The sequence below is a fragment of the Corallococcus sp. RDP092CA genome (assembly GCF_041903675.1).
In the GTDB taxonomy this organism is placed as follows: domain Bacteria; phylum Myxococcota; class Myxococcia; order Myxococcales; family Myxococcaceae; genus Corallococcus.
This window is the reverse complement of the sequence record NZ_JAYESI010000002.1, coordinates 107,049-121,630: the sequence shown is the minus strand read 5'-3', so window position 1 is coordinate 121,630 and position 14,582 is coordinate 107,049. Positions and strand designations below refer to the sequence as shown.

Here is a 14,582-nt window from a genome sequence, read left to right as displayed (position 1 = left end):
AGTCCAACGGGGTTACGGCGTGACGCCCCCCCGCCCGGGCTGGTCCCAAACTTGTCCGACTGTCGGACAGGTTTCCGTCGTCCGAGCCGGTTCGACTGTCGGACAGGTCTTGCCGTGCCGTCCCAGCCTGTCCGACTGTCGGACAGGTTTTCGCGGTCCGCCTCCGGCAGGGAGTCCGCGCGGGACTCTCACCTTCTCAACCCTGGGGACTGGATTCAGGTCGGACCGCCTTGGGCACCGCACGTCATTCGCAGTCGTAGCTCGGCGCCGGCGTCCCAGGCTCCAGCACCACGGGCGCGGGGCCTCCGGCCTTCGCCAGCGCGTCACCGCAGTCCAGCGCCGCGTCCTTCGCCAGGTGCCGGTACAGGACACAGGACGCGCGCTCCACGAAGAACGCCTGCCGCGGCCAGTCGGGCCCGCGTGAAGCCAGGAGGGCCACCGCGTACCGCCCACCATCCGGCAGCGTCACCAGCCCCACCTCGTTGAGCACGTTGTAGCGAGCGTCATCCCCACAGCAGCCCGGCGGCAGCCACCCGCCCTTGTGCTGGAGCGACGCGCGGCCCCCCGCGGGCAGGCGCGTCCCCAGCCAACCGCCACAGCCCTCTCGCGGCGTCAGCTCCATCCACTTCAGCAGCCGCGCCGTGGGCTCCGGCGGCAACACCTCCCGCCGGTCCAACCGCGCCAGGAACGACACCATGTCATCCGCGCAGAAGTAGTTGTCCCGCCCCATCGCGCGCGGCGAGTTCGTCGCCCAGCGCTCCCGGCCGTAGTTCCACTTCGTCAGCGCCGTGTGCGCCAGCCCCAGGCCGCGAAGGTAGACATTGATGGCATCCGGTCCGCCCACCAGGTCAATGACCTCGCCCGATGCCTCGTTGTCCGACGTGCGGAACACCTCCTCCGCGAGCGGCGCCACCGTCGCCAGGTCCCGCTGCCCCAGCGCCGCCGCCACCCAGAGCACCTTCGCGGAGCTGGCGGAGATGTGCGGCTCCAGACCGGAGACGCTCGCCAGCTCCCCCGTGCGCAGGTCCATCACCGCGAGCGACAGGTCCGTCCCGGGCGTCAGCCGCGCGGCCTCGCGCGCCAGCGACTCCACCACCGCGCCCAAGGACTCGCGCGGCGCGCTCGGCGCCGGCGTCGTCGCGCAGCCTCCCAGCGCCAGCAGGCACGCCCAGCGCAGCACCGTCCGCATCCGCGTCTCCCTTCAGTGAAGCAGCCGGTGCACCTGCTCCAGCATCAGCGCGGTCACCAGGCCGCAGTAGGTGCCCAGCACATATCCCAGCACCGCCAGCAGCACGCCCACCGGCGCGAGCGCGGGATGGAAGGCCGCCGCCACCACGGACGCGGAGGCCGTCCCGCCCACGTTCGCCTGCGAGCCCACCGCCGCGAAGAACACCGGCGCCTTCAGCCACCGCCGCGCGCCCATCGTCACCGCCGCGTGGATGCACATCCACAGCGCCCCCACCGCCACCAGCGCGGGCGCGTCCCACAGCCGCCGGAACTCCGCCTGCGCGCCAATCGTCGCCACCAGCAGGTACAGGAACAGCGAGCCCACCCGGCTCGCCCCCGCGCCCTCCAGCCTGCGCACCGGCGTGAACGACAGCACCACGCCCACCGTCGTCACCAGCAACACCACCCACGTGAAGCCCGTCACCACGTTGCCCAGGTCCGGCAGGTGCCTCGCCAGCGCCGTGCACGCCACCGTCACGCCGAACGCCACCGCCAGCATCGACAGCAGGTCAGCCAGGCTCGCGGGCCGGGCGGACGCCGCTTGAAGGCGCGCGGACTCCTCGCGCACGCGGTCCAGCGCCGTCCGGTCCGCGCCGATGCTCGCGTCCATCGCCTTCTCCCGCCCGGCGAAGGACAGCAGCACCGCCGTCCACACGTTGGACACGCCCACGTCCACCACCACCAGCATGCTCAGCGTGCTGTCCAGCGCGCCCACGCTCTGGCCAATGGCCACGAAGTTCGCGCTCCCCCCAATCCATGACCCGCTGAGCGCCGCCAGTCCCTTCCACGCCTGGACCCCCAGCTCCGCCGGCACCAGCCACCCCAACGCCAGATACGCGAGCGGCCCGCCCACCATGATGCCCACCGAGCCCGCCAGGAACACGCCCACCGCGTTGCGCCCCAGCCGCGCGATGGCGGGCAGGTCCACCGACAGCACCAGCAGCACCAGGCTCGCGGGCAGCAGGTACACGCGCGTGAAGCGATACAGCTCCGACTGCGTGGGGATGACGCCCAGGTTCGACAGCAGCGTCGGCACGAAGTACGCGAACACCAGCAGCGGCACGACGTTGAAGAACCGCTCCACCGCCGGGTAGCGCTGCAACGCATACAGCCCCGCCAGCACCGCGAGCAGCACGGCGAGCACCGCCATCGGGTCCTGGATGAGCGGTGGCGTCACCGGGGCTCCACGCCCAGGCCCGCGCCCGCCCCCAGCTGGATGCGGCCCTGCACCACCGGGTGCGCCCGGAACGGGTCCTCCGCCAGCAGCAGGTTGCCGTCCAGGTCCACCCAGTCCACCAGCGGCGCCAGGTGCGCGCCCGCCGCGATGCCCAGCCCCGTCTCCACCATGCAGCCCAGCATCACCTTCAGGCCGCACGCGCGCGCCGTCTCGATGATGCGCAATGCCTCGCGGATGCCGCCGCTCTTCTGGAGCTTCACGTTGATGCCGTGGAAGCCCTCCGCCAGCCCCGGCACGTCCGCCGCCTTCGTCAGCGACTCGTCCGCCACCAGCGGCAGCGGCGAGCGCGCGCGCAGCCACTTCGCCCCCTCCACGTCCGCCGCGGGCAGCGGCTGCTCCACCAGCTCCACGCCCTGCGTGGACAACCACTGGATGTGCGCCAGCGCCTCGTCCGGCGTCCACGCCTCGTTCGCGTCCACGCGGAGGGTCTGCGCCGTGAGCTCGCGCACCGTGCCGAACACCTCCCGCACGCGGTCCGCGCCCAGCTTCACCTTCAGCACCGGGAAGTCCGCCGCCTCGCGCACCTTCACCGCCAGCGTCTCCGGCACGTCGATGCCAATGGACATGGACGTCACCGGCTGCCGCGTGGGGTCCACGCCCAGCATCCGGTAGAGCGGCACGCCCATCACCTTGCCCGCCCAGTCATGCAGCGCCAGGTCCACCGCCGACTTCGCCGCGGGGTTGTCCGGCAGCGCCGCGTCCACGGCCTCGGACACGTCGCGGAAGTGGCGCGGGTCGCGGCCCTCCAGCACGGGGGCCAGCTTGTGGAGCGCCGCCTCCACCGACTCCCACGACTCGCCGTAGCGCACGTTGGGCGCGGCCTCGCCGTAGCCCACGCGCCCTTCCGCGCGCACCTCCACCAACACGTTGCGCTTCACCGTGCTCGTGCCCCGGGCAATGGTCCAGGCGTGACGCAGCGGCAGCTCCACGGTGCGAAAGCTCAACGGCGAGGCCATGGGCGGAATCCCTCCAGGGCCCCTCCCTTAACACGGCACTCCCGGCAAACACCGCTTCCGTTGCCTTCCAGGGCCGGAAGGCGCGAGCCTCCGCGCCATGCGTCTCCTGCCCCTCGTCATCGCCTCGCTCGCGCTGGGTCCAAGCCACGCCGCGTCATCCCGTCCCGCGCCGAGGGATGAGCTGCGGACGCTGCTCGCGGAGCTCGTCGCCGCGGATACCTCCAACCCGCCCGGCAACGAGACGGCGGCGGCCCGGGTGGCGGAGAGGTGGCTGCGTGAGGCGGGCCTCGAACCGGAGCTCATCGAGCCCTCGCCCGGGCGCGGCAACCTGCTGGTGCGCCTGAAGGGCAGCGGCAAGGGCCGGCCGGTGCTCGTGCTCGCGCACCTGGACACGGTGCCCGCCGTGAAGGCCGAGTGGGCCACCGACCCGTGGACGCTCACGGAGAAGGACGGCCTGCTGTACGGCCGCGGCGTGCAGGACAACAAGGGCATGGCGGCGGCGAGCATCCTCGCGCTGCGCCGGCTGAAGCAGGAGGGCGGCGCGCGCTCGCGCGACATCCTCCTGTACCTGGGCGCGGACGAGGAGGTGGGCTCCGGACAGGGGCTGGACTGGATGCTGGAGCACCGCCCGGAGCTGAAGGAGGCGGAGCTCGCGCTCAACGAGGGCGGCCTCACGGAGCTGTCGCCGGACCGCAGGGAGGTGCGCTTCGTGGCGCTCCAGGCCGCGGAGCGCGTGTCCCGCAACGTGACGCTCAAGGCCTCGGGCCCCGGGGGCCACTCCTCCGCGCCGCCCGTGGACGCCGGGCCCCTGGTGCGCGTGGCCTCGGCGGTGGCGCGCGTGGGCGCCCTCACCTTCCCCGCGCACCTGACGCCCGCCGCCAGGCTCCACGTGCAGGGCCGCGCCCAGGCGACACCGGGCGCGCTGGGCGAAGCGCTGCGCCGCATCGCCGCCGCGCCGGACGCGCCGCCCGAGGACGCGGTGGCCACCGTGGCCCGGCTGGAGCCCGCGCTGGGCGCCGTGCTGCGCACCACCTGCGTGCCCACGGTGTTCACCGCGGGCGCGAAGTCCAACGTCATCCCCGCCACCGCCGAGGCCACCGTGAACTGCCGCCTGCTGCCGGACGCGGACCCGCAGGCCGTGCGCGAGCGCATCGTCGCGGCCGTGAACGACCCGGGCGTCCAGGTGGAGATGGACGTGTCGCCGCCGGACTCGCCCATGTCTCCCGTGGGCGACAACGCCATGTTCCGCGCGGTGAAGGCCGCCGCGGCGAAGGTGTGGCCCAAGGCGCCGGTGATTCCCCGCATGTCCACCGGCACCACCGAGTCCGCCACGCTGCGCCGCGCGGGCATCCACGCCTACGGCATCGACCTCTTCGCGCTGACACCGGACGACGCGCGCACCGCGCACGCCCCCAACGAGCGCGTCCCGGTGGCGTCCCTCCAGCCCGGCGCGGAGTTCGTCTACCTCACCCTGAAGCACCTGACGCGCTGACGTTCGACGCCCGGAGGGAGCGGCCACAGCGCCGCTCCCTCCAGGAGACAGCGCTACATGTCCTTCACGAGGTCGTAGAGGCTGCCGGCCGTGTCGTAGCTGAAGTACGGGCCCTGCCACTTGTAGACGTGGGTCGGATCCGGGTTCCAGAACTGCCAGCTGTTGACCGAGTACAGGTACGCCCAGAACGTCTGCCCATAGCTCTCCAGCCACGGGCCGCCGCTGGCGCCGCCCGTCATGGAGCAGCTGATGGTGGGGAAGCCGCTCTCGTTCCAGGTGGTGCCCGCGCAGTAGTACAGCTGCGAGCCGTCGTAGGGCGGATCCGCCGGGTAGCCGAACTGGTAGATGTACTGCCCGTACCCGATGCCCCACTTGATGCCCTGGCCGCCCACCGCGTCCACGATGCGCACGCCGTTGAGCGGGTTCATCACCGCCGCCGCCACGTCATAGGAGCGGTCCGCGTTGTTGATCCACCCGTTCTTCGTCCAGAGCTGGTACGACGTCCACACGCCGTAGGGCGAGCCCGCGTGGTACGCCGGCACGAAGACCCAGTTGGAGTGCCAGCCGCGCCCCGCGCCGCCGCCGTGCACGCAGTGGCCCGCGGTGAAGACCACCCGCTTGCCGTTGCTGTTCACCGTGCTGCCGGAGCAGGAGTAGTTCCCGCCCTGGTCGCCCGTGAAGAAGACCCGGCCGCTCATGGAGTGGATGTCCGCCGCCCCCATGGGCACGCCGCCCCGGGGCTCCGCGCCGTCCACCTGGCCCCACGCCTTGTCCTCCGGCGTGCGCCGCAGGCTGACGGGCGCCGTCCCCGACGTCGTCGGCACGTCCACCGGGACCGCCGCCGCCATGCGCTCCGGCGTCCAGTACGCGAGCACCGCGGCGAGGTCCGACTGCGCCGCGAACGTCCGCGAGCCCGCGTTGTCCGTGGGGTCCGCCGACACGCTCGCCTCCGACGCGGCCCGCGCCGCGCCCCCACCCACGACCAGGGCGACCACCGCCGCGGCGAAGGCGTTACGGCATCTCAAACCGAAGTGCATGTCTGCCTGCCTTTCCCATCCAACTGCGAGTGAAGGCTGGCAGACTAGAAGTGACGTCTGACATCAACGCGTCAAGATTATGTGATTGCGTCCGGGCGGTATTCTTGAAGCCAGACTTTCTCAAACCCCCAGGTAAAGAGCATCCACTGGTGGACATGGCCGGTGAAGCCTTCCGCCTGGATGGGACGCGTGACCGTGATGATGCGCGTGCCGGGGGCGCAGGTGCGCAGGTGGGCGACGAGCCGGGCCTTCGTCTCCGGGCTGAACGCCACCCAGTTGCAGAAGATGTGGGTCGCGTCTGCCAGCGGCTCGCGGGTCATGTCGCCCACGGTGAGCGTGATGCCCGCGGGATTGAGCCACGGCGCCACGCGCGCCACGTGGTCCGCGAGCAGCTCCACGCCATGCGCGCCGGCCCCCCACCAGCGCGCGGCGAGCAGCACGCGGCCGCGCCCCGCGCCCAGGTCCACCACCCGGCTGCCGCGCCCCACGCCCGCCTTCTTGAGGAACCACAGCGCCGTCACCAGCGGCGTCTCGCCGTACATCAGCTCGCGGAACGACTGGCCCGTGGTCTGGAGCACCCGCGTCATCTCGAAGGTGCGCCGCGCGCGGTAGGGCGTCCACAGGATGCGCTGCCACCACAGCCCCAGGTACGGCTTCAGCAGGCGGGGGCGCGGGAGCAGGAGCAGCAGGTCGGTGACGCGCAGCACGACCGCGATGAGGATGCCCAGCAACTGGAGCGCCAGCCGCTCGTGGAACGGCAGGTCGTACGCGTCCAGCACGTCGTCGCTGCGCGATGGAGGCGCGGGAGGAGGAGCGGGAGCCGTCATGCGGCACGGAGGCTGTCCGGATTCCGGGCACCACGCAATGGCTCGCGGTGGACCGGAACGCGCGCGGAGCCCCGCCTGCCCCCGCGCTTCAGCGGGGCCGCCGGGAGGCCCCTCCCCCCTGACGGCCTCGCCCACTGGAATCGGCCTCCCCCCGAAGCGGTCGCGCCGGGCGTCACAGGAGCTTCTTCGCCGCCTTGGCCAGGGCCTTGTCCCCGGCGACGGCGGGGAGCTCCAGGAGGCGCGCGGCCACGACCTTGCCCACCGCCGGGGTCCCCGCCGCGGCCTTGAGGTACACCGCCGCGCGCGTGAGCAGCTCCGGGTGCTCGCGGGACGCGTCCACGCGGGCGAGCAGCTCCTTCGCCAGGAGGGGCGGGTCGAAGGCCTCGAAGAGGCCGCGCAGCGCCTGCCGCTCCAGCACCTCCGGGCGCGACTCCGCCAGGTTCAACGCGGGCCGCAGCAGGGCCAGCCCCAGCGCGCGCATGGACTCCGCGACGACGCCGGGCTTCCACCCGTCCGCGAACGCCAGCAGCAGGGCCTCCGCGCCGCGCACGTCGCCCAGCATGCCCAGCGCGTACACGGCGTGCTTGGCCTCCACGTCGTCGTGGCCGCGGCCCTGCACCATGTCGAGGAACCGGTCGAGCACGTCCGCGTCCCCCATCCGGGCCAGGGCCTCCGCCGCCTCGCGCCGCACCTCGCGCGCCGGGTCCGAGTGCAGCACCTGGCGCAGCACGGGCATCGCCACGGTGCCCAGGTCCGCCAGCATCGCCACCGCCGCGGCGCGCGCGTCCTTCGTCGTCTCCGACAGCGCCGCCTGCATCAGCGGCACCGCCTTGTCCTTCCGGCGCCGCGCCAGCTCCGCCACGGCCCGCTCCCCCGCCTCCCGGGCCTGCACGTCCTCCAGCGTCTCCCGCGCGAACAGGCGCAGGCCCATGTCGTGCCCCGCGCGCGTCAACGCGTCCAGCTCGCGCCGCGCCTGCACCCCGCCCATCGCGCCCAGCACGCGGATGGCCGTGCGGCGCACCATGCGGCTGTGGCGCTCGTTCAGCGCGCCCCGCACGACCCCCAGCGCCGCCTCCCCGCGCGCCGCCACCGTCCGCGCCACGAAGGCGCTCGCCGCGCCGTCGCTCCACGCCGGATACAGGTCCCGCATCAGCGCGTCCGGCCCCAGGCCCGCGTAGTAGCGCGCCGCGTGCGCCGCCGCCTCGTAGCGCGTCAGCTCGCCGCGCGCCCGGCGCACCATCGCCTCGCCCGGGCTCAGCACCTCCGCCGGCCGGAGCACGTGGATGCTCGGGTGCGTGGGCACGGGCTCCAGCCCGGCCAGGTCCACCTGCACCGCGCCCGCCAGCCGCACCAGCGCGATGCCCAGCACCTGGTACACCTTGATGAAGTCCTCCAGCCGCTCCGCCGGGTCCGAGCGCTGTGCCAGCGCCTCCAGCAGCGCGCCCGGCTTCTCCAGCCCCAGCTCCTTCAGCCGGGCCACCAGCGGCTCCACCGTCCGCGGCCCCAGCGCCGCCAGGCCGCTGGCGAACGCGTCCGCCAGCTCGTCGCGCACCTCCGCGAGCGCGATGGCCGCCCGCGACGCGCCCGCCGCCCGGGCCGCGTCCGCCCACCCGCTGCGGGGCAGCGCGCTCGGCGTCACGGGGGCCCGCACCCGGCCGCGCCGCCGGGGCGCCCCGGCCGCCTCCGCGGGGCGCCCCAGCGGGCGCAGGTCCAGCCCCTCCGGCGTCCGCACCACGACGGCCGAGGGGAACAGCGTCGGCAGCGCCGCCTCCAGGCCCACGTCCCCCAGCACCGCCAGGAGCCTCGCGTCCTCCAGCGCGCTCGCCAGCGGCTCCTCCAGCGACGGGTCCACGGGCAGGAAGAGGCCCCGCCCCGCGCCGTCCACGAACTGCGAGCGGGCCCCGCTGGCGAGCAACAGCTCCACCCGCACGGCCACCGGCAGCAGGTCCGGCGCGAACACGTCCTTGCGGTGCTCCTGGAAGGCCGCCATCACCGCGGCCACGTCCGGCAGCGCCACCTCCACCAGCCGCTCCAGCGCCGCCCGGTCCACCGGCGCCCCGTCCTTCCACGCCTCCAGGTCCAGCCGGTGCGGCGCGAAGCCCGGGTACTGCCCGCCGTGCGCGCCCTGGAGCACGGAGCCCGCGTGGCTCATCTTCGGCGCCACCGTCTTGAGGCTGGCGGGGAGGATCTGCTTCTCGCTGTAGTGGCCGCCGGACGCCAGGTCCACGAAGCGGCTCTCGCGGATGAGGAACCGGTCCGGCGTCACCTTGGAGGAGAACGCGTACTCCACCAGCGCGAGCCCCGCGACGGGCGCGCGGTCCTTCTTCGTCCACGTCTTGCCGATGAGCTCCTCGACGTGGCGGGGCTCCAGCGCCTCGCCGCCCAGGTGCTTCTCCACCTTGCGCGCGGTGAGCAGCATGTCCGCCACCAGGTCCGTGTAGACGGGCGCCTCGAAGGTGCCCGTGCGCGCGGCCGCCGCGTCCAGCAGGCCCGCCAGCTCCACCGCCCGCGCGGACAGCCGCCGCAGGCCGTTGGCCCGGAGCGCCTCGCCCAGCGCGCGCACCTGCTCCGGCCGCTCCGAGCCCAGCGACGCCACGCCGGACAGGCCCAGCTCGCGCACCAGCGTGGACACCTGCGCCACGCCGGCCTTCATCAGGTCGCCCGTCTCCGCCTTGCCCTTCTTCACGCTCTTCTTCGCGCCGCCCGTGCCCGGGGGCGCGGCCGGGGCCGCCTCCGCCGTCACGAAGGCCTGCGGGGCCCGGGCCCACGCCACCAGCAGCGCCGCCGCGTGCTTGCAGAACGGGCGCGAGCGCGCCGCCATGCACGAGCACCGCCCCTTCACGTCCGAGCGCGCCTCGCCGAACACCAGCGACACCTTGTATGGCGTGGCCCCGGAGCCCGCCGCGTCCGCGAAGAGCCGGTTCTCGAAGCGCGACAGGTTGGTGAGCTGCTTGCCGTCGAACAGGGCCGCGCCCTTGGCCAGCTCCGCCTTGTCGCTGATGATCTCCGTCATTCCGCCCATCCCGATGACGGGCCGCACCTCAGCCATGACGCTCCCCCTTCGTGTCGTTCGACGCGAGCAGCGGCGCCAGGTCCTGGTTGCGCATCACCCGCTCCACCACGTCCACCAGCTTCCGGGGCGTGCACCCGAAGCAGGGGATCCCCAGCGCGGTGAGCTGCTCGGCCATCGCGTGGTCGTAGGACGGCCGCCCGCTGTCCGACAGCGCCAGCAGGCACAGCACCCTGGAGCGTGAGTCCACCAGCTGCCGCAGCCGGGCCACCAGCTCCTCGGCGTTGCCGCCCTCGTACAGGTCGGTGATGAGGATGAAGAGCGTCTTCTCCGGCCGGCGCACGTAGTGCTCCTGCGCGTAGGCCACCGCCCGGTTGATGTCCGTGCCGCCGCCCAGCTGCGCGGAGAAGAGCACCTCCACGGGGTCCGACAGCACGGGCGTCATGTCGACGATCTCCGTGTCGAACAGCACCAGGCTGGTGCGCAGCACGTCCAGCGACGCGAAGATGGCCGCCATCACGGAGCTGTACACCACGCTCTCCGCCATGGAGCCGGACTGGTCCACCACCAGCGTCACGTCCCACTCGTGGTGCCGGCGCTGGTTGGGCCAGAAGTAGAAGCGCTCCGGGATGAGCCGCCGCCGCTCCGCGTCCCAGCCCTTCAGGTTGGAGCGGATGGTGCGGCGCCAGTCGATGTTGCGCGCGATGGGGATGGGGCTCGTCCTGTCCCTGCGCAGCGCCCCCAGCACCGCCGTGCGCAGCGGGGACTCCAGCTTCTTGCGCAGGTCCTCCACCACCTCGCGGATGATGGCGCGCGCGGTGTCCTTGGCCTGCTCCGGGATGAGCCCCCGGGCGCTCACCAGCGTCGTCACCAGCTCCAGGTTCTTGTCCAGGAAGGGCAGCGTCTCCGGCTCGAAGAGCAGCTGGGTGAGGCCCTTGCGCTCGATGGCGTCCTTCTGCACCAGCGCGATGACGTCGTCCTGGAAGAAGTCGCGCAGCGCGCCCAGCCACCTGGGCAGGTACGGCTTCGAGCCGCCCCGCCCCGCCGCGCGCTCGCCGTAGACGAACGAGAGCGCGTCATCCAGGCCGTCCAGGTCGTCGCCCTTCAGGTCCACCGTGTCCGCGCTGGCGCCCAGCGCGCTCAAGGACGGGCAGGCCCCCGTCTTCTCCGCCTCCGGGCCCAGCGCCAGCCGCCAGCGCAACAGCGCGTCGCGGTCCTTCGGGTCCAGGTCCTTGGGGTCCACGCTCATAGCAGGTCATCCAGGTCATCGAGCGCCTTGCCCAGGTCCGCGCTCAGGTCCTTCAGCGTCGCCTTGTCCTGCTCCTCCAGCACGGCCTTCACCGCGCGGCCCTGGTCCTTCAGCTGGCGCACGCCCATCACGTTCTCCATCAGGTAGCGCCGCTCCGTGGCCCCCAGCACGCCCAGCGCCCGTCGCAGGACGGGCAGCGTCTGCCGGAAGCGCTCGGGCTCCACGCTGACGAGGAACGCGTCCAGCGCCTTCACCACGTCGCGGCTCTTCACCAGCACCAGCGCGTTCACCTGGAGGAAGCCCTCCAGGTACGCCGCCGCGTCCGAGGGCTCCACCGCCGCGGACAGCCGCCGCCCCACCTCCAGGGCCACGTCCGCCTCCGGCAGCTCGCGCGCCAGGTACAGCAGGCCCGTGGCCAGCCCCGACGTCGCGGGGTGCACCGCGTGGCTCTCCATCAGCCCGCGCGCCTCCGCGAACCAGGCCGCCTTGTCCGCGCGCGGCTGGGACAGCGCCACCTCCTGTAGCGTGCGCAGCGCGTCCAGCACCGGCGGCACCGCCTCCGGAGCGCAGGCGCTGGCCTCGCGCACGCGCAGCAGCGCCCGGTTGAAGGTCTTCTCCCCCAGGGCCGCCACCGCCTCGTCCCCCACGTCCGAGTGCGCGCGCGAGGTGCCATAGGCCATCAGCCCCGACAGCGCCCGCGCCGCGCTCGCCAGCGACGGCAGGTCCGCGTCCGTGGCCGCGTGCGCGTCACAGGCCCTGAGCGCCTGGGCCACCGTCTGGGAGCAGCCGGTGATGACGGACTCCAGCAGCACGTCCGCCGCCTCGGCCGTCGTCTTCGCCTGCGTCAGCCGCTCCTGGAGCACGCGCGTCGTCACGCCCTCCAGCGAGTCGCCCAAGACAATCTTCTCCACCAGCGCCACGTCCGTGGACGGCGTCCACTGCGCCTGCCAGGCCTCGCGCACCCGGGTGAGCGCCGCGTAGCCGCCGGGCTCGCCGTCCGCGCCCTGCTTGCGCGACGAGCCCGTCCCGGACAGCGACGCATAGGGAATGCCCGCCACGCGCAGCCGGTGGAGGAACACGGAGGAGCCCACCTCCACCGGGTTGTTGAGGCGCAGGGTGAACGTCTCCGGGCTGTCCGTGCGCGGCAGCCGGCGCTCGCCCACCTCGCGCCAGAACTCCGCCTGGAGCGAGTTCTGCCCGATGCGGCTCGCCACCTGCCCCACCTCGTGGCCGATGACGCTCTTCCACAGGAAGCCGTCCACGTGCGTCGCGTCGCCGCGGCACAGCGTGGCCACGGTGGCCTCGCGCAGCTCATCCAGGCCCGGGGCGCTCTTCTCGCGCAGGTCCGACAGCGTCACCGCCAGCCGGTACGCCTCCAGCACGTCCGACAGCGACGCGGAGAAGCCGCGCATCCGCAGGTGCGCCGCGAAGTCCAGCAGCACCTCCAGCGTGGCCCGCCGGAAGTCGCAGTCCGCCTCGTGGGCCTTCTGGTAGAAGTGCGGCGCCCGGTTGCCCGCGCCGTACCCCAGCTGCTCCGCCAGGCGCGGGAAGCTGTACGGAATCACCGTCACCGCGCACGGCCCGCCCGCAGGCAGCTTCGCCTCCTCCTTCGGGTCCACGTCCCCCGCGAGGAACGCGGCGGTGTGCGCCGCGCCCGCCACCACCGCCACCTGCTCCGGCGCCACGCCGCGCCCCACCACCTCCAGCACCTTGCGCGCCATGAAGGCGTCGCGCTGGCGGTGGTAGGCCTGCCGGGGCCCGGCGTTGACCACGTCCGCCCAGGCGGTGAGCACCGGCCGGAACTGCTCCGGGCTCCAGTCCGGCGCCTCGAAGGCCGCCTCCCAGAACTCCTCGAAGGAGCGGTAGCCCTGCGAGCGCGCGAACGCCTCCGTGAGCGGCACGGCTTCGTCGGGGACCGGCGCGTGCGCTTCGGCCTCCTCCGTCTCCACGCCCAGCCCGGGCGCCTGGCGATCCACCGCGAGGCTGACGCCCACCGGGATGTCGATGAACTCCACCCGCGCGCCGTTCGCCCGGGCCCACTTCAGCGCCTGGTACTCCGGCGAGTACGCCGCGAAGGGCCACAGCGACGAGGACGGGGTGCCGTCCGTGCGGTAGCCCAGGATGGCCACGGGCGGCCGCGTCTGCGCGTCGCACAGCACGTCCACCAGCGCCGTCGCGTCGCAGGGGCCCTCCACCAGGACGACGGCGGGCTTCACGCGCTCCAGCCACTTCAGGAGCACCGCGGTGGTGCGCGGCGAGTGGTGACGGACCGGGAAGTGCTGCACCCGGGAGAGCAGTGCCAGGTCCATCAGCCCCTCAAGAGCTTCTTGCTGGCGGTGTAGAGCTCCTTCCACGGGCCCGTGCGCCCCTTGGCCACCGTCTCCATGTATTCGCGCAGCGCCTTGACGTCGTCCTCCTGCTCCTTCACCACCGCGCCCACCAGCGACGCCGCCAGCTCCTGCGACGTCACCGTCCCGGAGCCGAACTGCTGCGCGAGGATGGAGCTGTTGAAGAGCACGCTGATGGCCTCCGCCGTGGACAGCACCGCGCCCGGCGTGCGCACCTTCGTCTTTCCATCCTTCGTCACGCCCTTGCGCAGCTCATGGAAGAGCGTCAGCAGCACGCGCGACAGCTCCTCCGGCGGCGGCACGCCCACCTGGTAGTCCGTGCGCAGCTCCGCCTCGCGCTTGGTGACGATTTGGATCTCCTGCTCCAGGTCCTCCACCACCGGCACGGTGACGAAGTTGAAGCGGCGCTTGAGCGCGGCGCTCATCTCGTTGACGCCGCGGTCGCGCGTGTTCGCGGTGGCGATGAGGTTGAAGCCGCGCTGGGCGCTCGTGACCTCTCCCAGCTCCGGCACCGACACCTGCTTCTCCGACAGGATGGAGATGAGCGAGTCTTGAATCTCCGGCGACGTGCGCGTCACTTCTTCAAAGCGGGCGAACCTGCCCGCGCGCATGGCGCGCAGGATGGGCGACGGCACCAGCGCCGCGGGCGTGGGGCCCTGCGCGAGCAGCAGCGCGTAGTTCCACGAGTACTTGATGTGGTCCTCGCTGGTCCCCGCCGTGCCCTGGACGACGAGCGCGGACGTGCCGCTGATGGCCGCGGAGAGGTGCTCGGACAGCCAGCTCTTCGCGGTGCCCGGCTCGCCCACGAGCATCAGCGCGCGGTCCGACGCGAGCGTGGCGATGCACACCTGGATGAGCCCCTTGTCGCCCACGTACTTGGGCGTGATGGCGACGCCGCCCACGGGCTTGGGGCTGCCCAGGATGTACGTCTCCACGGCGCGAGGCGACAGCGCCCAACCCGGTGGGCGGGGCTTGTCGTCATGCGCGGCGAGTGCGTCCAGCTCGTTCTTGTACTTCGCTTCGGCAGGCAGGCGGATGTCCGGCATGAGCTGCACGCTATCCACTCGGTCTGACATCCGGCAAACGCCCTGGTGACCTCCCCCGTCGCGTCCGGGCCATCCGGGCACACGCGTCAGGAAATGAGGCGGCCCCCTCAGGAATCTGATCATTCCCGGGGGTTCCGGAGCACCGTGGCAGCG

At 73.1% G+C, this 14,582-nt stretch carries 10 protein-coding genes; 1 reads left to right on the top strand and 9 read right to left on the bottom strand.

Features of this window, described 5'->3' with window-relative positions; all coding sequences use genetic code 11:
• Nucleotides 1–244: 244 nt before the first annotated feature.
• Genes U8525_RS02860 through U8525_RS02850 form a run of 3 tightly spaced genes read right to left on the bottom strand, consistent with a single transcriptional unit; the run spans nucleotide 245 to nucleotide 3,420 of the window.
• Nucleotides 245–1,189 (bottom strand): serine hydrolase, encoded by a 945-nt coding sequence (locus U8525_RS02860; protein WP_374260815.1) that lies wholly within the window; start codon nucleotides 1,187–1,189, stop codon nucleotides 245–247.
• A 12-nt stretch (nucleotides 1,190–1,201) separates the two neighbouring features.
• Entirely contained in the window at nucleotides 1,202–2,404 is a 1,203-nt protein-coding gene (locus tag U8525_RS02855; protein WP_374260813.1) for a DUF819 domain-containing protein, read from the bottom strand.
• Nucleotides 2,401–3,420 (bottom strand): dipeptide epimerase, encoded by a 1,020-nt coding sequence (locus tag U8525_RS02850; protein ID WP_374260810.1) that lies wholly within the window; start codon nucleotides 3,418–3,420, stop codon nucleotides 2,401–2,403. The genes U8525_RS02855 and U8525_RS02850 overlap by 4 nt, the downstream gene beginning before the upstream one ends.
• Before the next feature lie 97 nt (nucleotides 3,421–3,517).
• On the opposite strand from U8525_RS02850, the gene U8525_RS02845 reads away from it, so the two are divergent.
• Nucleotides 3,518–4,912, top strand: coding sequence for a M20/M25/M40 family metallo-hydrolase (locus tag U8525_RS02845; RefSeq protein WP_374260807.1), 1,395 nt, complete (start codon nucleotides 3,518–3,520; stop codon nucleotides 4,910–4,912).
• A 53-nt stretch (nucleotides 4,913–4,965) separates the two neighbouring features.
• Here the strand turns inward: U8525_RS02845 and U8525_RS02840 are convergent, their stop codons facing one another.
• From U8525_RS02840 to U8525_RS02815, 6 genes are all read right to left on the bottom strand, one after another.
• A complete protein-coding gene (locus U8525_RS02840) occupies nucleotides 4,966–5,949 on the bottom strand; it encodes a serine protease (RefSeq protein WP_374260804.1) in 984 nt (327 codons plus the stop codon).
• A gap of 77 nt (nucleotides 5,950–6,026) precedes the next feature.
• Complete coding sequence (locus tag U8525_RS02835; protein ID WP_374260801.1) at nucleotides 6,027–6,776, bottom strand: class I SAM-dependent methyltransferase; 750 nt, start codon at nucleotides 6,774–6,776, stop codon at nucleotides 6,027–6,029.
• Nucleotides 6,777–6,948: 172 nt separating this feature from the next.
• Nucleotides 6,949–9,825, bottom strand: a complete 2,877-nt coding sequence (locus tag U8525_RS02830; RefSeq protein WP_374260797.1) for a HEAT repeat domain-containing protein — start codon at nucleotides 9,823–9,825, stop codon at nucleotides 6,949–6,951.
• Nucleotides 9,818–11,035 (bottom strand): VWA domain-containing protein, encoded by a 1,218-nt coding sequence (locus tag U8525_RS02825; protein ID WP_374260794.1) that lies wholly within the window; start codon nucleotides 11,033–11,035, stop codon nucleotides 9,818–9,820. Before U8525_RS02825 ends, U8525_RS02830 begins: the two co-directional genes overlap by 8 nt.
• The gene (locus U8525_RS02820) at nucleotides 11,032–13,344 is read right to left on the bottom strand and encodes a DUF5682 family protein (RefSeq protein WP_374260792.1); all 2,313 of its coding nucleotides are present in this window, start codon (nucleotides 13,342–13,344) and stop codon (nucleotides 11,032–11,034) included. Before U8525_RS02820 ends, U8525_RS02825 begins: the two co-directional genes overlap by 4 nt.
• Complete coding sequence (locus U8525_RS02815; protein ID WP_374260789.1) at nucleotides 13,344–14,447, bottom strand: AAA family ATPase; 1,104 nt, start codon at nucleotides 14,445–14,447, stop codon at nucleotides 13,344–13,346. Before U8525_RS02815 ends, U8525_RS02820 begins: the two co-directional genes overlap by 1 nt.
• Between the last annotated feature and the right edge of the window lie 135 nt (nucleotides 14,448–14,582).